Here is a 22427-nt window from a genome sequence, read left to right as displayed (position 1 = left end):
CATAGGTAGATGTAGGGCCGAAACACTGCGAGAGAGTTTCGGCCTTTTTTTGTCTAAAAAATTCCTGGCCGCCCAGTTTACAGCAATTGTAATTCAAATCACCGGGTTCTAAAATATTCCCCAACCATCGGGAAGTATTTCCACAAATAATTGACTTTTAGTTCATAAAATTATCCTTTAATACACATTTTGCCTTAGTTTATCAATTGGCACTGCATTTGAATTAAACTTATTACCCTTCTCAAAGGGTTGTTTTTCATAGGTAGATGTAGGGCCGAAACACTGCGAGAGGGTTTCGGCCTTTTTTTGTCTAAAAATTCTGTTATTCAATTCAAGATCTCACCCTTCTCATTTTCCATTCCTGGCTATTAAAATTAACCAATACTATAATACTCTTATTTGGAGTGAGTTAATTTTCTTTATTGTAAATCCGGCGGGTTTTATTGGGCGTATATCAAACTATAAACAAAACCATTAAAACTCTAAAATCAATTTATTTATGAAAACAGAACCAGAAGAAAGCCTATTGCAGGCAAATATGGCCCGGAGGTCATTTTTGCGTTATGCAGGTGTTGGCATTGCATCTGCGGGCTTATTAGCTACCGCGGCTTGCAAAAAGGATCATAATACACCCACCCCTCCGGCAAACGGGATAGACCTTGGCGCTAAGGACGATTTTGCTATTTTAAACTATGCCTACGCTTTAGAGCAGTTAGAGGCAGCGTTTTATCTGCAAGTAGCAGCTACACCATACAGCGGCATTTCAGCTGCAGAAACAGCGTTGTTAACAGATATCCGCGATCATGAAGTTTTACACCGCGAATTTTTTAAAGCAGCCTTAGGAGTAAAAGCCATTAAAGACCTGACCCCTGATTTTTCCTCTATTGATTTTAGCAGCCGTGATAAGGTTTTGGCAGCCGCCAAAGCATTTGAAGATACCGGTGTTACAGCCTATGACGGCGCGGGCTATTTAATCGCAGATGCTAAATACCTGCTTATAGCCGGTAAAATTGTTTCTGTAGAGGCGCGGCACGCGGCATTGATCAGCAACCTGATCCTTCCTGGTTCGTTTGCTGCATCTGATGTAAATGATCCGGCTACAAGTTTAAATAAATCAGCCACTATCCCCGAGGTTTTGAAGATAGCCAATATGTTCTTAAAAACTAAAGTTAGTGCAGTAAATTACGGTTACACAGCATCTTAAACCCATTGTCATGAATTTATTTAACATCATAGAAGAAATAGAAAACATTGATCCGGAAGTTTACGGTAGGCTGAGCCAGCGCCGTGATGTGATCAAAAACATAACCAGTTTCGGTTCAAAAGTAGCCATTGCTGCTTTACCATTCGCTGTAGGTACTATGTTTAAAAAAGCATATGCGCAAAGCACAACCGCACCATCTGTTGTTGATGTATTAAACTACGCGCTTACTTTAGAGTACCTTGAATCGGCCTTTTACAATGCAGGTAAGGCCAAAGGAACCGCTTTAATACCGGCCGATGCCGCGTCTAAATATTTTAACCAGGTAACAACCGATGAAAATAACCACGTTACCTTTTTAACCGCTGTAATTAAGCAGTTGGGCGGTACACCGGTGGCTTCTCCAAAGTTTGATTTAACCGGTGGCGGGGGCAATAACAGCGGCCCCTTTGCCGATGTTTTAACCAATTACACTACGTTTTTGGCAGTTGCTCAGGTATTTGAAGATACCGGCGTACGTGCATACAAGGGGCAGGCAGGCTTCCTGTTAAACAACCAGGTTGTATTAACGGCAGCATTATCTATACATGCTGTTGAGGCACGCCACGCTTCGGCTATTCGCCAAATACGCGGGCAAACGCCGTGGATCACCAGTACTGCGAGCTTGGGTAATGATACCAAAATATCTCTGGTAGACGGCAACTACGATGGCGAACAAAATGTAAACCAGGGCGGTGTTGATGTTACCACACTAAAAAGCGCGACCGGCAGCACCACTTCGGTTGCAGTAGCTACCGCCGCTTTTGATGAAGCATTAAGCAGCGACCAGGTATTGAAATTATTATCAGGAACATTCATCGTGAAATAATAGATATTAATACATTCTGATTAAAAGCCTGCTTATTTAAAATGAGCAGGCTTTTTTATGTACTGAGCGATAATCTCCAGCAATAAAATTTCCCTTCTCGACAAAAAACTACACCATTATTAAACGTTACCCTCATTTATTAACCTGTGCGATAAAATTAATATCATATTCTACAACATATTCTCATCTTATTAAAATAAGAGTTTATTATTGCATAATTAATTTTAATTGTTACCCGTTGTTCATTTTGTTCGTATACGGTTTAAGAAGCGACGAAACCATCACCGGATACTTTGTTTCTTTAATTTAGTAATTTCAAATAACAACATATTTTTAAGTTTATCTTATGATATTTTCATTCATCTACAAAATACATTGAAAGTTTCATATTCCACTCCCCCTATGAAAACATACCCTAAAGAAAGTACTCCCCCAATAAACACCTCCAGAAGACGGTTTTTGCGTCGCGCAGGTGTTAGTGCAGCGTCGGTAGGCCTGCTTGCCACCGCGGCTTGCCATAAAGGCGAACAGATTCGTGTTAAGCCTAATAAAATTGATATAGGCAAAGGTGATATGTCTGTTTTAAACTATGCCTACGCGTTAGAGCAATTAGAAGCCGGTTTTTATACCCAGCTAATACAAACACCTTACTCAGACATTACTGCCGATGAGCTGGCACTTTTTACAAGCATCCGCGATCATGAAATATTACACCGCGAATTTTTCAAAGCCGCACTTGGCGCCAATGCTATCCCTACATTAGTCACAGACTTTACAACTATTAACTTTAGCGACAAAATCAGTGTGCTTAACGCGGCTAAGAATTTCGAAGACATTGGTGTTTTGGCATATGTGGGTGTTAGCAACCAGATACAAAATAAAGATTATCTGACCATAACCGGCAAAATAGCTTCGGTTGAGGCAAGGCACGCGGCCTTACTCAGTAACATGATAACCCCAGGCTCTTTTTCAGGCACCGATCAGGTTGATGACATCGGCCTGAATAAGTTTTTGTCTATATCTGATGTACTATACCGCACCAATGGTTTTCTGAAAACTAAAGTAAGTGCTATATATTATGATTATCAGGTTTAACCCCCACACCTATGAATTTATTTAACATCATAAACGAGATTGAAAAAATTGACCCGGAATTTAATGATAGGCTAAACCCACGCCGGGCCGCAATTAAAAATATAACCCGCTTTGGCTCAAAAGTAACCTTAGCAGCCATGCCCTTCGCATTAGGCACCATGCTCAAAAGGGCTTATGCTGCAGATACCGCGGCACCTGGTGTAATTGATGTTTTAAATTTCGCACTTACCCTGGAGTATCTCGAGTCGTCATTTTACAACCTGGCTACCGGGAACACAACAATAATCCCGGCCGATACCTTGCCTTACTTTATTACCATACGTGATGACGAAAACAGGCATGTATCATTTTTACAATCGGCTATAAGCACACTTGGTGGCACACCCATAACATCGCCAAACTTTGATTTTTCGGGAGGCAGTGGTTCAATGACCGGTCCATTTACTGATGTTTTTACCAATTATGATACTTTTTTAAAGCTTGCTCTAACCTTTGAAGATACCGGCGTTCGGGCATATAATGGCCAGGCATCAAACCTTATTAATAATAAGGATATATTAACATATGTATTAGCAATACATGCGGTTGAGGCACGGCATGCGTCGGCCATACGCCAGATATTCAAAATTTCGCCCTGGATAACCAGTACCGCCACACTGGGTAACGATACAGGTATCAGCTTTGCCGATGCTAATTATCAGGGCGAAGAAAACGTGTTACAAAAAGGGATAGATGTTACCAAATTGCCGGCCTTATCAGGTAGTACCACAAGTATAGGTACAGCAACCGCCGCATTTGATGAACCGCTAACTATGAACCAGGTACAAAACCTGATCAAAATATTTATTGCGCCTTGAGTATACGCTAACTAAATAATGATAAACACTGTATAATTAAAGCTATACAGTGTTTATCTATTTATTTAAAGCCTGCACACCGAATTTTATCAGGTCATTCGATTTAATAAAACCCATTGTTCCGTAAACAGGTTTCCCTTTTGGGGTAAAAACTATCAGGGTGGGGTACGCTTGTATACCCCATTGAGCGGCAAGTTCAGGACCTTGTCCTTTTTCCATATCCAAGGCTACATTAATAAAATTGCTGTTATAAAACTCGGCCACCTTATTATTTTTAAAAGTAGTGGCTTTAAGCAGCTTACACGGTCCGCACCAGCTGGCATAGGCATCAACAAAAATATATTTGTTTTGGGCTGCTGCCTGTTTCAGCGCTTCGCTCCAAGAATTTTCAATAAAAATAATTTCAGATGCCGCTTTGCTTTTAGCCTGCTGAGCTTTACTATCAAAAGAAAATGCCATAAAGCACATGGTTATAAAAGCAACGATTAATGTGGTAAATGATTGTTTCATGATGATATCGGCTTCGTATATGCCCCTAAAAATAGCACATACAAACTAACTATGTTTATATGTGCTATAATAAATACTATATAATCACATGTGAGATACTTATGGCCTCACCCGGTGCCCACCACCACCTTGTTGTTCTTGTTGCTGGCGTTGAGCTTCCTGCTGTTGACGCTGAGCCTGTTGCTGCTGACGTTGTGCTTCCTGCTGTTGCTGACGCTGAGCATTCTGCTGCTGACGTTGCGCCTCCTGCTGTTGCTGGCGCTGAGCCTGTTGCTGCTGACGTTGTGCTTCCTGCTGTTGCTGGCGCTGAGCATTTTGTTGTTGACGTTGCGCTTCCTGCTGTTGCTGGCGCTGAATATTCTGTTGTTGGCGTTGTGCTTCCTGCTCTTGCTGACGCTGAGCGTTTTGCTGTTGACGCTGTGCCTCCTGCTGTTGCTGGCGCTGAGCGTTTTGCTGTTGACGTTGCGCTTCCTCCTGTTGCTGACGCTGAGCATTTTGCTGCTGACGCTGCGCCTCTTGCTGTTGCTGGCGCTGAGCATTTTGCTGTTGACGCTGCGCTTCTTGTTGCTGTTGGCGCTGAGCATCGTTTCCTTGACGTCGTGCTCCTCCCTGCCCTTGATTTTGCTGCTGACGCTGCGCCTCTTGCTGTTGACGCTGAACTTCCAATTGCTGCTGTTGACGTTGGGTACTCTGACGCTGTGCATCTTGTTGCTGGCGTTGTACATCCTGCCCCCTGTTGGGTTGACTAACCCGCTGTCCGCTACCTGTATTTGGTTGTGCCGGTTGTTGGTTAGCCGGCTGTCCCGGCCTTGCCGCACGGTTATGGTTATTAATACTTACCAGTCTATTGTTATCGCTTTTAGCCACTTCTGCCAATCGGGCAGTATTGCTGCGGTTAACGGTTGCCTGACCTCCAACGCGGTGGGCGATTCCGTTATTAGGATTTTCTTTACGATACTCGGCCGCGTTTACTACCCGAGCAGGCTTTGCATCAGGGCTTCTCCTGATCTCGGGGCGGTAAATATTCAACCGGTTATTACTGATACTCGGCCTTGTGGCAACCCTGGTGCCATAACCAACCTTATAAACAGGTACATTTTGCCTGGTTACCCGTCTGATCTCGGTAATACGGGGGCCGGCTATGTAAGTACGTTTATTGTAAACGTAAGTATTGTTAATGATGGTAGTACGGTTTATAATATTAACCACCCTGGTGTGCGGTACGTAATAATTATAAATGTTAGGGCTGTTAATATATGCCTGCGGAGCGCACACCCAGTAATAATCGGGCACATGGTAGCTATTACCGAATGATAAATTGATGCTTATACCCGGTGATAACGGAGCCCAGCCATAGTAACCACCGCCACTTCGCCAGCTTACCCATGCCGGAGCCCATTCATGCCCCGGTATCCATTCCCAGCCATAATAATCATCATAGCGCCAGCGGCCGTAATGAAAAGTAGCCCATCCCCAGGGATAATCGGAAACCCAGGTATTACCATAATCTGTTACCACCCAGTGGCCATTGGTAGCATAGGGCCTGAATCCGTCTTCGGCATCAGGTATCCAAACATTGCCGTAAGTTGGGTCATCAACCCATGTACCGTAGGGGTCAAGTTCGTCATAAAACTCCTGGTCAGACACATATTCCCCCTCGTCTTGTGCCCTTACTTTATTTGGAGCGGCCAGCACTATCAAAAATGCTATTAAACTTAAACCGCATATTTTTTTTACTAAACTCATTTTTGTCAGGATTAAAATGACTGGTATACTAACTGTTTACAAGTATGACCAATTATTTCATAAAACGTTTAAAGTAACAAACGTTTTAACACACAACAATGTTCAACTTATGCAGTTTCACTTACAGTTTTTTTATTTATACCTTGCATATGCTATCCCAAAAATTGAATAGTTTTACGTTACATTATCTACATTACTACTATGAGTACAGTAAATATTCCAAGGCTTGACCTCGACAATTATATTAATGGCAGCGCTGCCGATCGTAAACAGTTTTCAGACGATATTGGCAAAGCGTTCAATGAAACCGGCTTTGTTACCATTACTAATCATGGCCTGAGCAAACAACTGATAGATGAGCTTTATGAGCAGGTAAAGGCACTATTTGCCCTTCCTGAGGCCGCCAAGCAAAAGTATGAGATACCCGGCCTGGCAGGCCAGCGCGGTTATACCGGCAAAAGCAAAGAAACCGCCAAAGGCTTTAAAACGCCAGACTTGAAAGAGTTTTGGCAAATAGGCCAAACCGTAACCGATGGTTCGCCCTTAAAAGAGTTGTACCCGGATAATATTGTGGTTGACGAATTGCCTGCTTTTAATACCACCACCCGCGAGATCTATAAAAAACTGGAAAACGCCGGAACTCATTTGCTGCGGGCTATTGCCGTTTATTTAAATTTAGACGAGAATTACTTTGACAACAAAGTGCACAATGGCAATTCAATATTGCGCACTTTGCATTATTTCCCGATCCTTGATCCTGATTCAGTACCTGCCGACGCGGTGCGTGCCGGCGCACATGAGGATATCAACCTGATCACCCTGCTGATTGGAGCCAGCGCCGATGGTCTGGAAGTGCTTACCCGCGAAGGCTCATGGTATCCGGTTAAGGCTCATGGCGAAGACCTGGTGGTTAACGTTGGCGATATGCTGCAGCGATTAACCAACAATAAACTGAAATCAACCACGCACAGGGTTGTAAATCCGCCGCGCGACCAGATGAAAAATTCCCGCTATTCGGTACCTTTCTTTTTACATCCGGTGTCAGATATGGACCTTTCAAGCCTGGAAACCTGTGTTAATGCGGAACACCCTAAAGTATACCCCGACATTACCGCCGGCGAATACCTTGACGAGCGCTTAAGAGAGATCGGCTTAAAAATGTAAGCTTATCTTCGCACCATAAAACAAAAGGCTTTATTACTGGGGTAATAAAGCCTTTTGTTTTACTGTATTCTAAATCTATTTCTTAGCTGTTTCAGCAGCAGCTACTTTACCCTCAACATGTAAAGATATAACGCTTGCATGCGGCATACTCAAAGTGGTGCCGGGTTTAACATTCAAATAGTATTTCAAATAAGTTTCCATGATCTGTTTTGAAAGGCGGATATAAGATTGCTTATAATCCTCCTCGGTAAAACCGATAAGCGGCTTCACATAGTGCATCTGCCCTTTATCGTCCACACAAACAGAAAACGAATAGTAAAACTCTTTATAAGCCTTATTAATGGTGATATCAAAGGTTGGGCCTAAATAATCATCGGCCGTATCAAAATTATTGAGCTCATTAGGTACCGTTCTTTCCTGATTTACGCTTACCTGGGGGCTCCTGCTTTGAAAGGTAACTACCTGCCGGGCGGCAAAAGCTTTGGTTATATCCTTATTGGCTTTTGCAACTATTCCTTTTACAAATAGGGTATCCCTGCGGCTGGGCCGACGGAGGATGCCAGTATCTGAATGCAGTACATTTTTGATATAGTCATCAGCATAAAAGGTCATGTATACTTTTGAACCGTTAACTTCTATCGAATCATTCTTGGCCTTTAGTATTTCCAGTATCAGGCTGTCTTTATTCATCTTTTTTACCTTGAGCCAGGCCCGCGCGGCATTAAAAATAGAATCGCTGCCACGGGTGAGCGGAAAGTTCAGGAAACGCTTTTTGATGGGGCTGTAAACACTCGCCGAATCATCAGACACAAAGTTTATTTGCCACTGCGGTTCAAGCTGGTAGCCGTATTCATTAATGGCCAGGCCATTTCTCTGTAGCCGCTGCACCTCAGTATAACCAATTCCCTGTATCGATTTAAAGGATATAAGCTCTTTGTTATGTTTATTACTGTTTGAGCTTGCGCTGTTGCAGCTTGTATAAATGATAGTAATTACGCCCAGTAGTATGAATATAGACGCTTTTATTGTTTTTCGGATCGTTGTAAACATTGCGGTTTAAAGATATACATTTCAACAAACTCATATAAATAGATTTAATTATACAATGTTTGATATCACATAAACTTTACAGTGTTGATATTTGAAAACCAGGCAGAAGATTATTCGGAATAATAAAAGGCAAAAGTGACAATTTTACTTTTTCATCTCTTCCTGAATAGCCCTTAAAAATTCATTGGCATGTTGTGAGCCGATGATGTAGAGCAAGCCGTCGCGGTCGGTAAGGTGAATGGCATCATTACCGGCAGCATAAAAGCGTATGGTGCCTTTGGTATGCAGGTTATAAACCGGATTGTTGAACAGGTAGCGGCTGTATATTCCCTTTTCAACTTTGACAATGCTGTTCAGGTCTATTTTTACCAGGCGGGCAGTCCACAAGCCATTAAGCAGGATACTTTTGTTTTGAACGCGGGTACCAAAATGCAGCAGGAACCCCATGATAATGGATATGATGATAATAGCAAAACCAACAACAATCAGCAAGTCGCCGTTTCGTTCACGTTCGTCGGTAAAAAAATAGGCTGCAAAACAAAACATAGCCAAAACAAGGCGTATGGTGATAGGTATAAACTCCCGGCCCAGGTACTGTTTTTCTACAAAAATTGCTTTATCGCTCATTTTAATTTATACAATTCGAAGATAGTAACTTTTTTAGTGTTATCACTTACTTTATACCTTTCGTCGGGCCGGTAACCGCCCACCCATATCACATCGCCATTACCATTGATTAGCAAAGGAACTTCATTTTTTTGATGCAGCGCAATTTTTTGGTTAATAAAAAAATCGCTCAGTTTTTTGCTGCCCTTCATTCCCAGCGGGTAAAAATAGTCGCCTTCTTCCCAAGGTCTCATTTGTAAGGGGAACACCAGCAAAGCCGAATCAACCGATACGGCCAGCGGGTTATCTTTGATGATCAGCGGACTATCATCATGCAAAACATTCAGCTTAAAATTACCGTAATGCAATTCATGATCCTGCTCACTAATCAATACCGGCTGAACTTCTACATCTGTTTTTTTCTGTAGCACCAGCCGATCGCGGTCAAGCACCAGCAAGTACCCGGCCGATTCAAATACCCTGCCCGGATGCTTATCCAACGCCGATAGCACATCATCAATAGTGGTTTCATTAAAACCATATTCCTGTAACAACTTAAACAGCAATAAGCGGGCAGGGTTTAATTGCTTTACATCCTCAATTAATAAATACCGGCTATCAGCATCCGTTTTTAACATGGTTTGTTGTAACTGATGCACCTGATTTTCCAGTAGTATCTCCAGATCCCGAAAATGCTTCAGGTTATTTTCAAATGTTTTCTCTAAACTGGGGTTCAGCTCCTTTAACTTCGGGATCACCTCCAGCCGTATTTTGTTGCGGGCATATTTTGCCGAGGCGTTGGAGCTGTCTTCTACATAACCAAGTTTATTGGCAGCAACTATCCCTGCTATTTCATCGCGATTTAAAAATAGCAGTGGGCGTACCAATGTCCCGTTTTGGGGTAAAATACCGTGCAGGCCTGCAATGCCTGTGCCTCGGGTAAGGTTCAACAATATTGTTTCAATTGTATCGTTTTGGTGATGCGCAAGTGCAATAACCTGGTAATCTGTTTGCTGGCAAACAGTATCAAACCATTGGTAGCGCAGTTCGCGTGCGGCCATCTGGATAGATATTTTATTTTCGGCCGCGTAATTCCCGGTATCAAAATTGATAGTATGAAAAGGTACACAAAGCTGATTGGCCAGGTTATTGCAAAACTCTTGGTCGCGCAGGGCTTCGGGGCCGCGCAGCTGGAAATTACAATGGGCAATGCCAAAGTTAAAGCCTGCGGCTTTTAATAAATGGGTCATTAAAACAGAATCAATGCCTCCGCTTACCGCAGCTAAAATTTTGCTGTGGCGTGTAAACAACGTATTTTGTTCAATAAAATCAACAAATTGTTTAAGTGGTAGCATTCATCAAAATTATTAATTTAATAACCCCAACAAAAAACTAATTTTGCCGGCGTGAGGAAATATGTTTTAAGCGTTTTACTATTGATGATTGTGGGCACTGTTATGGCCCAAAAGCAAAAAAAGAAATCGATAGTAAATTTAATACAGTCGGAAAGCAGCACATTAAACACCATTAACGGCCGCACTGTTGTTAAGGTTTATAAAGGTGTTTTTAAACAGGATTTTTCGATACTACGCTCAGACAGCGCTTACTTTTATCCTAAGGAAAATGCCTTTGATGCTTTCCGCAATGTGAACATTAACCAGGGCGATACCCTTAATATTTATTCAGATAAGCTCAACTACAATGGTAATACCAAAATAGCCATCCTGACCGATAACGTTAAAATGATTGACCGGGATGCCACCCTCACTACCAACCATCTTACTTATAACACCGCTACACGCATAGGAACTTATACCGATGGCGGCAAACTGATCAATAAAGACAATGTGCTTACCAGCAAAAACGGCTATTATTTTGCAAACTCGCGCGATTCTTATTTTCGGTACGATGTGGTATTGAACACCACCGACGCTATTATAAAGAACGATACCCTGCGGTACAACACCGGCACCCGCATAGCTTATTTTTACGGCCCATCCAATATTTACGGCAAAAAGGATAAAGATACGCTTTATACCGAAAATGGTTTATATAACACCATTACCGAGCAAGCCTTTTTTGGCAAGCATAACCTGTATAAACAAGGCACCAAATCATTAAAAGGCGATAGTTTATTTTACGACCGTTTAAAAGGTTATGGCCGCGCGGTTAAAAACATCACCTTTAATGATAATGAACAAAAAATAACACTAAAAGGCGATCTGGGTACTTATTACCGGGCCGATGAGCGTACCGTTGTTACCGAATACGCTTACATGATCATGGTTACCGAGCAAAAGGATAGTACCCAAACAGATTCGGGCGCTACCAAAATACCGCCAACTGTTCAGGCTAAACAACAGGGTAGAGTAATACCTGGCGCGCCAAACCTCACCAACATGGCTAAAATAGCTCAGGATATTAAGCCTAAGGGAATTATTTCTAAAACAGACTCAGCCGGCGTAGATTCGATAGCGCGCGAACTTATCAAACAAAACAAAAATTTGAAGCCAGCTGAGGCGCTGCAAAAAGCTACTGAACTATCAAACTTAGCTACGAGTATTCAAGCAAAGGGCGGGGTAATAGATAAGGCCGATTCCGTTAAAATTGATTCGATAGCCAAAAAAGCGGGTATTCAAACCAAAAATATAAAAGCTCCTGCCGATGCCAATAAAAAGCTCATGAACATGGCCCAGTTGGTTACCAATATCAAGCCAAAAAAGGACAGCAAGCCTTTACCTGAACCCACAGATACGGCAAAAACCCATATCAAGCGCGACTCGATATATATGACGGCTGATACGCTGGAAACCCAGATCATGACCTTTAAAAACCTCAAGATATACCAGGAAACGCAACGGGCCCTGCATTTCAGGGATACATCAGAGGCCGGTTTAAGGCGTGCCGTTTTTAATGCTAAACTCAAAGGCATGCCTACGGTATCTTTGCATATTCCTAAAGATACCAGTTACCTGCACCCTAATTTTTTCGGCAAGCCGAAGGTTGATTCCGTGCAGATAAAAAAAGACCTGGCATTGGCCAAAAGAAAAGCCCGCCAGGACAGTATCCGGAGGATCTCGATGAAAACTGACCCGGTTTTTGCAACCCGCGAGTTTAATGTGAGCGATACCGCCCGCATCAGGATGGTGATAGCGCACCATAATGCCAAACTATTTAAATCGGACCTGCAGGGTAAGGCTGATTCTATTTTTTACAGCAATGCCGACTCCACCATTCGATGTTATGTAGATCCTATTTTCTGGACTCAGGGATCTCAGCTATCGGGCGATACCGTTTACCTTCAAATGCGGAATAAGAAGCTGGATAATATTGAACTGTTCCCCTCGGCATTTGTGGTGAATATTGAAAAAACTGATTCGCTGCATTTTAACCAGCTATCGGGCAGGAAAATGCGGGGCTTTTTTAAGAACGACAAGCTCGAAAGGCTGTTTGTAGCCGTTAACGCCGAAAGTATTTACTTTAAACGCGATAGCGGAAAGGTGGCAGGCATGCAACGATCGCTCAGTAGCCGTATACGCACTATATTTAAAAATGGGCAAGCATCGGAGGTTACATTTTTAACCAAGCCTGAAAACCGCTACATCCCTATAGCCAAGGTTACGGAAGAAGATAAGGAACTTAAAGGCTTTATCTGGAAGCCTAAGGAAAGGCCGGTATCTAAAGAATCCATTATTCCCTCGCGTACTAAAAAGCCGCGTGTTGTGGTTAAACATCCGCCAAAGGTTAAGCCGGATACCACGAAGAAAGCTGTACCTGACAGCCTGAATAATATGGAGCCGGATAGCCTTAAAGGACATCCTAAGCTTCATTCAGATTCAACCGAGGCTCCAATGGATACGATCACCAACCCACAGAGTAAGATAAAAAAGGGCGGCTTGATTAAACAGGCAACCGGGAAACCGGTTAACACCGTGCATGCTGCCGTAAAAAGCGCCGCAAATAATACAACAACGCCAGTCACTACAAAAGCTGCGATAGATACCGTTGCCGATAGGCGAAATAGTTCATCGCCTCCCAAAGTGGATGCGGATACTTCGACGAGCGTTCGAAAGAAATAGCCACGCGTATTTCCAATTCATTTAAAAAAACTAAGTTTCCAGACACAATAGAAAAAAATTATCATTTCAATGCGCGGTTCAAAAATGCATAATGACCTTGAAGCTTAAATTGCGGCCCATATTGTAAATACCGGTATGCCCGTTTGGCGACGACTGGAAATACTCAAAATATTTGAGCCGGTTTAAGTTGGCCTGGTAAGCAACATCAAATAAATTATCGGCCTGCACAAAAAACTCATAAAAAGCAGCCTTTGCTTTAGCAGGTTTTAGGGTGAAACCCAATCCGGCATTGATCAGCGTATACCCCTTAGTTAAAGTTTCAGTATTATCCAGTGCGTAAAAATGGTTTTGGTCGGCATAGCTATCGGCTTCCAAACGGGCATTTAATTTGGTAAACAACCCATAGGTGCCCGGCAAGCCGACTTTTAATGCCGAGCGGATATGCAGCGGCGGAATAAAAGGCAGATATTTGGCATCGTTGCCGTACCGGGCTATCAGCCGTGGATTTTTGTTGATACCCGTTACCCATGCCACGCTATTATCTAAAGCCAGCCATTTAATGCTCCGAGGATGCAGGTTCAGAGTAAGTTCGGCACCGTAAAGACGCGCTTCTGATTGTTGATACTGATAGGTGCTGTTACCGGGTACTATCACCACCGGGTTGCCTTCGGCATCATTAACGCGGGCCTGGTATATATAGTTGTTGATGTTGTTGTTAAAAATTTCGGCCACAATATCCATATCGGGCAGATAGGCTATAAAGCCAATATCCTGCTGCAGGCTAAACTCGGGGTTAAAACTGCGGTTACCCAGGTAAACAATATGCGCCCCGGGATCCAGGCCGTTAGAGCCGATCTCCGTGATATTTGGCGCCCGGTAGCCGCGGGCGATGTTGGCTTTGAGCAGCAGGCGGTCGCTCAGGTTATAGGTAAGCCCCAAACTGCCCGAAACACCCTGATAGGTATGCCTGAATGACGGAAACTGCAGACTGACACCGGCGGTATCAGGCAGACGCACCTGCCTGCCAAAACCCGTTTGCGCATCAGTGCCTACGTAAAAATTGTTCCAGCTGATGTGGCGGTTATCATACCGTAAGCCGCCCGATACATCAACCTTACCGAAACTTTTTTTGGCGAAGATGAATCCCCCGGCATCAAACAAATTATAATCGGGTATCGGGAAATCGGTTGCGGCCTTGCTGCGGTTGGTTTGGTAAATACCATTAACACCCACTGTGGTTTCTACACCGCCTATAGCAGGCAGGTTGTAGCGCACATCATAATTTAGCGTATTGAGCACTACATACAAACCAGCCTGCTCAGGAACGGTAGGGTGATTATACTCTCTGCGCACACTTTGCTGAACACCCAGCGATGTGCTGATGCTCCCCTCCCCGGCTTTAAAAGAGTTAGTACTATACACCCGGTAATGTTGTATGCGCTGATGCAGTGGCGCAATGCGATATGAGCGCAACTCACCATCGGAAACTATCGGGCGGCTCTTGATATCATCCTGCCCGGCCTCAAATACTTGTTTGGTAAAACGGCGGGTAAGCGAGTCACGGCTGCCATCGGGTATTTCCTGCCGGTTATCATACAGGGTAGCACCAATTTGCGCGTATCCCCACTTTTTATCGACCCGGGCAATGCCCGAGAGGTTAAACTCCCTGAATCCGGTATTGTACACAAAACCATCTACCTTGTTCCGGTAATCATGTGCCGTTTTAGCCGTCGCGCGGAAGGCGTATTTCCAGTTATTTTGATTGTATGATAAGCCGATAGATGTACCTGCCATGCCGTTGTTGGTATGATAATCGGTTATAAAATCACCGTTCAGTTTGCCATCCTCGCCATTGGGAATGTAGGGGATCAGGTTGATGACCCCGGCCAGCGCATCGGAGCCATAGGTCAGGCTTGCCGGCCCTTTTACTACTTCGGCACGACCAATACCATATTGATCTATCTCAATACCGTGCTCATCGCCCCATTGCTGGCCTTCCTGGCGTATGCCGTCATACAGAGTTAAAACACGATTATAACCCAGCCCCCTGATAAAAGGCTTGGATATGTTAGGGCCGGTAGTAACCGCGCTCACACCCGGTACACCTTTTATAACGGCATCAATAATATTGTTGTTCACATGCTGTTCTATCTCTTTTTTACTCATTACAGTTATAGGCACGGGATTACTGCGCAGCTGGGTAGCGCGCGATACGCCGGTAACTACTACTTCGTTCAATTTAGATGGTTTTTCTTTCAGGTTGATGTTCTGCACTACCGCCTCATTGGTGTTAATGGTGATGCTGATGGTTTCGGCTTCATAACCTATGCTGGTAATGATAAGGCCATAGGTGCCCTGCGGCACATTTTTGATCTCAAAATAGCCCTTACTATTGGTACTTGCTCCCCGCCCGGTGCCTTTAACATTTACCGACGCATACGATAGCGGCTCGTTATTGCCGGTAACCCGCCCCTTGATAATCCCGGTTTGAGCCATTAACACCTTGCTTGTAAACAATATAAAAAGTAAAAACAGTATTCTCATGAATTATAATTTTGCACAAACTTATTCAATTAATTTGACAAACTAAATTAAAATAATTAGTCAAGACTAATTTTATAATTATGGGATGTTTTTCTTTATGTTTGTGTGTAATCATATAGCGTATGTACACCCTATCGGAAGAGAATTATTTAAAGGCCATTTACCGGCTTGCGCAGCAAACCAGTTTTAAGATAACGCCTACCGCCATTGCCGAAACATTGGGCAACAACCCGGCATCGGTAGTGGATATGATACGTAAGCTTACCGAAAAGCAACTGATAACCTACGATAAAAAGAAAGGTGTTGAGCTAAGTGCACAAGGCCTGAAGGATGCCGTGTTGATTGTTCGCCGGCACCGGCTTTGGGAGGTTTTTTTGTTGGAGAAATTAGGCTACCACTGGGATGAAATACATGATATTGCCGAAGAGCTGGAACACATCAGTGATGCCACACTGGCCGACAGACTGGATAAGTTCCTGGGCTTCCCCGAGTATGACCCGCACGGCGACCCTATCCCCAAGGCCAACGGCAAAGTGCCCAAACCCTATTCCGTAACACTCACAGATCTAAAAGCAGGCGATACCTGCCGCGTAGCCGCCGTACGTGATACCAGCAGCTCGTTTCTGCAATACCTGCAAAAGCTGAGCATCGGCATTGGCACCGAGATACAGCTGCTTGAAAAAATACCGTTTGATAATTCGCTCGTGATCAGCATCAGTGGCAGGGAAAGCACTACCGTATCGCAAAAGTTTGGGGAGAATATTCTGGTTGATTAATTTCCGATTAATAAGCTAACGTATACTATTTAGCTTTTACAATATTATCTGTATCCGGTACCTGCCAAAATTTAGCCGGGTTGTTTGTTTTATACCTTATAAACGTGGTGCCATTCTTGGTATTGGTATCTTCTGTTTTATTCGGGCTTTGCGTAAAATAGTCAAGCGGCAATAGGGTAACGTAGGCTATTTTTTTACCTTGCTCCCTCGTTTCTAAATCATATTCGCTATTAACCGGGCATTCCAGTATGTACAGGTTTTTGGCCATGTAGCTATATAAGTAATTTTTTATGAGGGTTGATTGCCTTCGGTTCCAGTTAGCGTCAGGGTTAACAATCAGGGGCTTTCCGTTAATGATCCTTTCCCTTACCTCTTCAATGCTCAACAGCTCCCCTTTTTCATTCATCACATAAGCATCGTTTGTAGGGTCAATCCAGATCCATTTTTTTAGTGAGTTTACATACACCATATTGATCACGTGGCAATCCAGATCGATATGCAAGCTATCTTTAGGCAAGCAGGTAACAAAGCGCGATTTAATCCCTAATGATAAATAACATTCATTTAGAACGGTGGCTAATCCCCGGCAAGTGAGCCCCCGCCCTTCATTTTTACAAAGCGCTATCATACCCATAGCATTCAATACTTCGGGATTGGCATGGTTACCATCGTGCGGAATCAGGTAATGTACCCAGTGCAGCAGATTTATTATTTTCGACACCTCGTTACCAGTACCAGCAATGGAATCAAGATTAAAGGCTTTTCTCAACGATACCAGGTGCGGATTATCACTTGCCTGGTAGGTAAATTGTGGCACTTCGCGCTGATCATCCGCATTATATTTGGCACCCTTTCTTAAAATATAAGGATAATCGCTAACCTCGCGGGATATTTGAAGCTGGGTTTTAAAGCGCTCTTCATTACGAATATTATCCAGGTCAGTATCGGTTAGCAGATGCGCGTAATCATAAAAGCCCGCTTTTACGCTTTTCTCCAGATAATCTAATGCGGGCTGTTTTTTATTTAGTAAGGAATAAACACAGGCTAAATTATAATATGCATTGCTATAATAAACACCAAATATTTTCTTCTGATCCGCCGCTAACTTATTATATCTGGCTGTAAACCCGGCAAGCAGGGTTTCATAAGTTTTTGCATCTCTGTTTTTATAAGCGCTGTTCCATAAGCTGTCTTGCGTGTGTGCAAAATGAGCAAATTCCTGGTTGGCCTTTGTTTGTGCTTTTATATTACCGGCACAAAAAATTAGAATACATAAGCAGGTTAGGCTGAATTTCATCGATCAAATTTAACCTGTTAACGGCTAATATTAAAAGAAAATTATACCCTGCAATAAACTTAATATACGCGACAATAAATTTAATATACAGGTTCATAAATATTAAATTCACGAACCTGTTGGCAATAATAGATTACTGTTGTTTACCGTTTATTTTAGCCGACTCTTCCAGTTCATTATCTACCTGGTCATCAAAGTATAAGCGGTATATTTCCCAGTCGTTTTTAGGTTTGTAAAACATAAAGGTAAATCTAACCGGTGAATTATGGTGTTTTACCAAGTAGCTGTACAGTACCAGACTGGCTGAGGCCTTACGCTGCACGATAAGCTCTTTACCTTCATACAACCCAATCAAAGCGCGGGTAGTATCAATTTTAGCTATCAGACCTCTCAGGCTGGTTGAATCTACCTGTGGATTAGTTTTAAAAATATTGATGATAGCGCGTGAAGTACCATCTTTTTCATAAGTTTTGAAAAACTTATCAATATAACCGGTTACACTGGCAGCAGGTGCCGCGGCCGCTGGTTTAGCAGTTGTGGCAGCAGGAGTTTGTGCATGGGCAGCGCTACAAATAATGCAGGCTAATACCATAAAAAATAAAGGACGTATTGCTTTAAAGCTGAAGTATTGCATGTTGATATTTTAAAAGGTCTAAAGTAACTAATTTATACACAAACTACTTTACCAAGGGCACTAAGTTATAAAAATGTGATTTTATTTTGATATTGAAAATTCGGGCATCATACACTTATAAATTTTAATATTTAAGTTCAAAATACCTATATTGAACTACTAATTACTTTATCACTATTTAAACCCAGATGAAAAAACAGTTATCCGTTTTAATACTGTTTGTATTAACTATTGCCGGCGCCAGATCCTTTGGTCAGGTCAAAAACCATTATCAATTCGCCGGCGATTCCCTTTATAAAAATAAAGATTACAAAGGCGCAATAGAGAGCTATTCCAAAGCTATTAGCATTGATAAAAATGATAAAGCCAAACTGGCAATATTATTAGATAAACGCTCATTGGCCTACCTCGATAGTAAAAATTATACTGAAGTTATAAAAGATGAGTCGGAAGCTATTTTAGCAAATCCCCGTTTTGGCTCTGCCTATTGGAACCGGGGAGTGGCATACAACGGAATTGGTGAATACCAGCACGCCATTGATGATTACACTACTGCAATGGAGCTTGTAAAAGATAATAAAAGAAGTTTAGCGGTATTATATGATAATAGAGGTACATGCAAAAGAAAACTAAATCAAAATAAAGAAGCTGTAGAAGATTTCAACCAATCCATTTTATTAAATAGTCAAAAAGGCGGTCCTTACTGGCACCGCGGAATAGCTCATGAAAATATGAGTGAATATCAACTGGCTATTGATGATTATACAACCGCTATGTTTTACTATCAGGACAATACAGAGGACCTGGCAATTTTATACGGTAATCGTGGCTTTAACAAAAGAGAGTTAAAGCAGTATACCAGCGCAATTAATGATTTTAACACGGCCGCTAAACTTAACCCCAAAAGGCGACAAACTTACTGGGACCGCGGCCTTACCTATCAGTACAATGGCGACTCTCAATTGGCTGTTACTGATTTTAATACAGCCATCCCTTATTACGGAGATAATAAAGCCAATCAGGCTACCTTGTATAATCTTATAGCTATTAATGAAATGTCACAACACCAAAATCAAAAAGCGCTTACAGACGTAAATAAAGCTATTGAACTAAACGCACTGAATGGATATTTTTACTGGATCAGGGGAGATATTTATAGTCAGATGGGCAAATGTGAACCGGCAATTGACAATTATACCAAAACCAGGGAGTTTTATAAGGAAAATAAAGAAGTGCAGGCTATGTTACTCTCCGACAAAGCAAATGAGCTGTATATACTCAAACAAGACCAACAGGTAATAACCGATTGTACAAGTGCTATTGCTTTAAACCCTAACTATTCCCGGCCGTATTTTACAAGAGGAAAAGTTTATTTAAAAAGAATAATAAATAAAGAGCAGGCCTTTAAAGATTTTAATAAGGTAATTGAACTTGATACTTCCAGGGCATCTGTAAGCTATATTTTTTCGCAGCTTTATATTGGTAACTCAGATCTGGCTATGCAAAAATTACAGGAGCAGGTATTAAAAACAGTTAGCTCCGATTACCTACTCAACCATTACTACAATATTGCCTGTATATACTCTATCATGAATAAACCTGATGAAGCCAATGCTTATCTGAAAAAAGCAATTGAAGCAGGCTATTCAAAAGCTTTTATAGCCAATGATGAAGATTTTGACAACATCCGTAAAACACCTGATTATATAGCGCTGATGGCCGCCGGAGACTCAAAGTAAAATTTAAACATCAAAACCCACAAAAAAAGCCTGCTCAAATGAGCAGGCTTTTTTTTATCGTTATATAGCGTTATTATTTAGTAACGTACATTACTTCTTTAACCGCTTTGATAACCCTCTCCGGGTTTGGCAGGTATTCCTGAATTAAAGTTGGGGCGTAAGGCAATGGAACGTCGCCGCCCATGATGCGCTGTATTGGAGCGTCAAGATAATCAAACGCGTCTTTTTGTACTTTAAAGGCAACCTCGGTAGCAATTGAACCTAAAGGCCAGCTTTCTTCAATGATTACCAAACGGTTTGTTTTTTTAACCGATTCAATAACGGTAGCGTAATCAATAGGGCGTACAGTACGCAGGTCGATCACTTCGGCATTGATGCCTTCTTTTTCCAGTTCGGCAGCAGCAGCAATAACCACTTTCATGATCTTGCCAAAGCCTACTAAAGTAACATCGGTACCTTCTTTAACCACTTTAGCTTTACCCAGTGGTATGTAATAAGTTTCTTCAGGTACCTGGCCTTTATCGCCGTACATTAATTCAGATTCCATGAAAATAACCGGATCCGGATCAAGTATAGCTGACTTTAATAAACCTTTTGCATCATACGGGTTTGATGGTACAACCACCTTTAAACCCGGGCAATTGGCATACCAGTTTTCAAAGCACTGGCTGTGCTGTGAGCTTAACATACCCGCGTTGCCGGTTGGGCCACGGAAAACAATCGGAACCGAGAACTGGCCACCGCTCATTGACATGATCTTGGCTGCACCGTTAATGATCTGGTCAATGGCCACTAACGAAAAGTTAAAGGTCATGAACTCGATGATCGGGCGCAATCCATTCATAGCCGAGCCAATACCGATACCGGCAAAGCCTAATTCAGAGATGGGCGTATCAATAACGCGTTTGTCACCAAATTCATCTAACATACCCTGACTTACTTTGTAGGCGCCGTTATACTCAGCCACCTCTTCACCCATCAGGTATATTTTATCGTCGTTGCGCATCTCTTCGGACATTGCCTCTCTTAGCGCTTCTCTGAACTGTATTTCTCTCATTATATTTATATAAAATGATGTTTTTTGCGACCGCAAATATAAACACTAATGTGTAAAATGCAATCCTTAGGCGCATACACCTACGGTTTTAATACATATATTTTACAAATATGGGTACATTGGCTGTGTAAACCTTAAAGCAATGAAATTTCCATCGTTAAAAAATCTTACCGAGGGTGCCGCTAATACCATAAAGCGCTATCCGTTTGAGGTTTTGTTTGCACTGATTGGCACTGTAGCCGGCACTATACAGGTAGAGCTGAACCGTTTGAACCGCGTAAACGAAGGTTGGAGCATGCGCGTCATCATGATAGCGAATCTGGGTCTATTGCTTAGCCTATCAGCTACCCTATATACACAAAGCGTTGGCATGCCTGCGGGCAAACGGCGCATTGTTAAATGGCTGGCAGCTATTTTGGCGGCATCGTTCCTGTTGGTTATTGATCCTTTTGCCCGTGAGGCCGATTATATTCGTTTTTTCCTGATAAGCCTCGCTTTCCATTTACTGGTCTCTTTCTCGGCCTTTACCGGGCGCGAACAATTACAGGGTTTCTGGCAATTTAATAAAACCTTGTTCCTGCGCATTTTAACCAGTGTATTATATGGTGCCGTTTTATTTTTAGGTTTAGCGGCTGCCATTGGCGCTACCAACTTTTTATTCAATTTTAAGTTTGAGTGGGATACCTATGTCATTTTATGGGTGTGGATAGTTGGGATGTTCACTACTATTTTCTTTTTGGCCGGCGTTCCGGTTGAAACACAGTTGCTTGATCAGGATCAAAGCTATCCCAAAGGCTTAAAAATATTTACACAATACGTCCTGATACCTTTGTCAACTATTTATGTGATCATTTTACTGGCCTATGAAATAAAAATACTGGTGCAATGGAACCTGCCTAAAGGCCTCGTATCAAACATCATTTTAGGTTATGCTGTATTCGGCATACTCTCGCTTTTACTGGTTTATCCCATACGCGAGCATGATGAAAATAAATGGCTTAAAACCTATAGCCGCAGTTTTTACTTTTTGCTGATACCCCTATTAGGGCTGCTATTTGTAGCCGTGGGGACAAGGGTATTTGATTACGGCATTACTGAATGGCGGTATTTTTTGATTGTACTGGCCTGCTGGCTGCTGTTTATATCCGTTTATTTTTTACTATTTAAAAAGCAAAACATCAAACTGATACCCGTTTCCCTGTGC

At 42.4% G+C, this 22427-nt stretch carries 18 protein-coding genes; 9 read left to right on the top strand and 9 right to left on the bottom strand.

The window, feature by feature from the left end; genetic code table 11:
* The first annotated feature begins 499 nt into the window (after positions 1-499).
* The 4 genes from AAGC65_RS16655 (at position 500) to AAGC65_RS16640 (ending at position 4021) form a co-directional block, all read left to right on the top strand.
* Positions 500-1204, top strand: a complete 705-nt coding sequence (locus tag AAGC65_RS16655) for a ferritin-like domain-containing protein (RefSeq protein WP_343113594.1) — start codon at positions 500-502, stop codon at positions 1202-1204.
* A 10-nt stretch (positions 1205-1214) separates the two neighbouring features.
* Entirely contained in the window at positions 1215-2069 is an 855-nt protein-coding gene (locus tag AAGC65_RS16650; protein ID WP_343113593.1) for a ferritin-like domain-containing protein, read from the top strand.
* 402 nt (positions 2070-2471) lie between these two features.
* Positions 2472-3164: a ferritin-like domain-containing protein gene (locus AAGC65_RS16645; RefSeq protein WP_343113592.1), complete on the top strand. Its 693-nt coding sequence runs from the start codon at positions 2472-2474 to the stop codon at positions 3162-3164.
* Between the two features lie 11 nt (positions 3165-3175).
* Complete coding sequence (locus AAGC65_RS16640) at positions 3176-4021, top strand: ferritin-like domain-containing protein (RefSeq protein ID WP_343113591.1); 846 nt, start codon at positions 3176-3178, stop codon at positions 4019-4021.
* Between the two features lie 57 nt (positions 4022-4078).
* Here AAGC65_RS16640 and AAGC65_RS16635 read toward each other — a convergent pair whose 3' ends face one another.
* Positions 4079-4531, bottom strand: coding sequence for a thioredoxin family protein (locus AAGC65_RS16635; protein WP_343113590.1), 453 nt, complete (start codon positions 4529-4531; stop codon positions 4079-4081).
* A gap of 99 nt (positions 4532-4630) precedes the next feature.
* Entirely contained in the window at positions 4631-6277 is a 1647-nt protein-coding gene (locus tag AAGC65_RS16630) for a DUF6600 domain-containing protein (RefSeq protein ID WP_343113589.1), read from the bottom strand.
* Positions 6278-6478: 201 nt separating this feature from the next.
* Here AAGC65_RS16630 and AAGC65_RS16625 point away from each other — a divergent pair, with 201 nt between their 5' ends.
* Positions 6479-7441, top strand: coding sequence for a 2-oxoglutarate and iron-dependent oxygenase domain-containing protein (locus AAGC65_RS16625; protein ID WP_343113588.1), 963 nt, complete (start codon positions 6479-6481; stop codon positions 7439-7441).
* A 75-nt stretch (positions 7442-7516) separates the two neighbouring features.
* Here the strand turns inward: AAGC65_RS16625 and AAGC65_RS16620 are convergent, their stop codons facing one another.
* The 3 genes from AAGC65_RS16620 to tilS form a co-directional block, all read right to left on the bottom strand.
* On the bottom strand, positions 7517-8491 hold the full coding sequence (locus AAGC65_RS16620) for a hypothetical protein (protein ID WP_343113587.1): 975 nt from the start codon (positions 8489-8491) through the stop codon (positions 7517-7519).
* 144 nt (positions 8492-8635) lie between these two features.
* Entirely contained in the window at positions 8636-9118 is a 483-nt protein-coding gene (locus AAGC65_RS16615) for a hypothetical protein (RefSeq protein ID WP_343113586.1), read from the bottom strand.
* On the bottom strand, positions 9115-10452 hold the full coding sequence (gene tilS, locus AAGC65_RS16610; RefSeq protein WP_343113585.1) for a tRNA lysidine(34) synthetase TilS: 1338 nt from the start codon (positions 10450-10452) through the stop codon (positions 9115-9117). The genes AAGC65_RS16615 and tilS overlap by 4 nt, the downstream gene beginning before the upstream one ends.
* 51 nt (positions 10453-10503) lie before the next feature.
* Between tilS and AAGC65_RS16605 the strand changes: the two genes are divergently transcribed.
* Complete coding sequence (locus AAGC65_RS16605; RefSeq protein WP_343113584.1) at positions 10504-13176, top strand: OstA-like protein; 2673 nt, start codon at positions 10504-10506, stop codon at positions 13174-13176.
* 78 nt (positions 13177-13254) lie between these two features.
* Here AAGC65_RS16605 and AAGC65_RS16600 read toward each other — a convergent pair whose 3' ends face one another.
* On the bottom strand, positions 13255-15720 hold the full coding sequence (locus tag AAGC65_RS16600) for a TonB-dependent receptor domain-containing protein (RefSeq protein ID WP_343113583.1): 2466 nt from the start codon (positions 15718-15720) through the stop codon (positions 13255-13257).
* Between the two features lie 122 nt (positions 15721-15842).
* Between AAGC65_RS16600 and AAGC65_RS16595 the strand changes: the two genes are divergently transcribed.
* Positions 15843-16496: a metal-dependent transcriptional regulator gene (locus AAGC65_RS16595; RefSeq protein ID WP_343113582.1), complete on the top strand. Its 654-nt coding sequence runs from the start codon at positions 15843-15845 to the stop codon at positions 16494-16496.
* 25 nt (positions 16497-16521) lie between these two features.
* Here the strand turns inward: AAGC65_RS16595 and AAGC65_RS16590 are convergent, their stop codons facing one another.
* Positions 16522-17793, bottom strand: a complete 1272-nt coding sequence (locus AAGC65_RS16590) for a transglutaminase-like domain-containing protein (RefSeq protein ID WP_343113581.1) — start codon at positions 17791-17793, stop codon at positions 16522-16524.
* A gap of 133 nt (positions 17794-17926) precedes the next feature.
* Positions 17927-18427, bottom strand: a complete 501-nt coding sequence (locus tag AAGC65_RS16585; protein ID WP_343113580.1) for a hypothetical protein — start codon at positions 18425-18427, stop codon at positions 17927-17929.
* A 188-nt stretch (positions 18428-18615) separates the two neighbouring features.
* On the opposite strand from AAGC65_RS16585, the gene AAGC65_RS16580 reads away from it, so the two are divergent.
* Positions 18616-20166, top strand: a complete 1551-nt coding sequence (locus AAGC65_RS16580) for a TPR end-of-group domain-containing protein (RefSeq protein ID WP_343113579.1) — start codon at positions 18616-18618, stop codon at positions 20164-20166.
* A gap of 73 nt (positions 20167-20239) precedes the next feature.
* Here AAGC65_RS16580 and AAGC65_RS16575 read toward each other — a convergent pair whose 3' ends face one another.
* Positions 20240-21223, bottom strand: coding sequence for a pyruvate dehydrogenase complex E1 component subunit beta (locus tag AAGC65_RS16575; protein ID WP_343113578.1), 984 nt, complete (start codon positions 21221-21223; stop codon positions 20240-20242).
* A gap of 142 nt (positions 21224-21365) precedes the next feature.
* Here AAGC65_RS16575 and AAGC65_RS16570 point away from each other — a divergent pair.
* A partial coding sequence (locus tag AAGC65_RS16570; protein ID WP_343113577.1) for a DUF4153 domain-containing protein occupies positions 21366-22427 on the top strand: 1062 nt, incomplete at its 3' end.

This window comes from Mucilaginibacter sp., assembly GCF_039207105.1.
GTDB lineage: Bacteria > Bacteroidota > Bacteroidia > Sphingobacteriales > Sphingobacteriaceae > Mucilaginibacter.
Note: the sequence above shows the minus strand (reverse complement) of the source record. Positions and strands in the feature narration are given on the sequence as shown.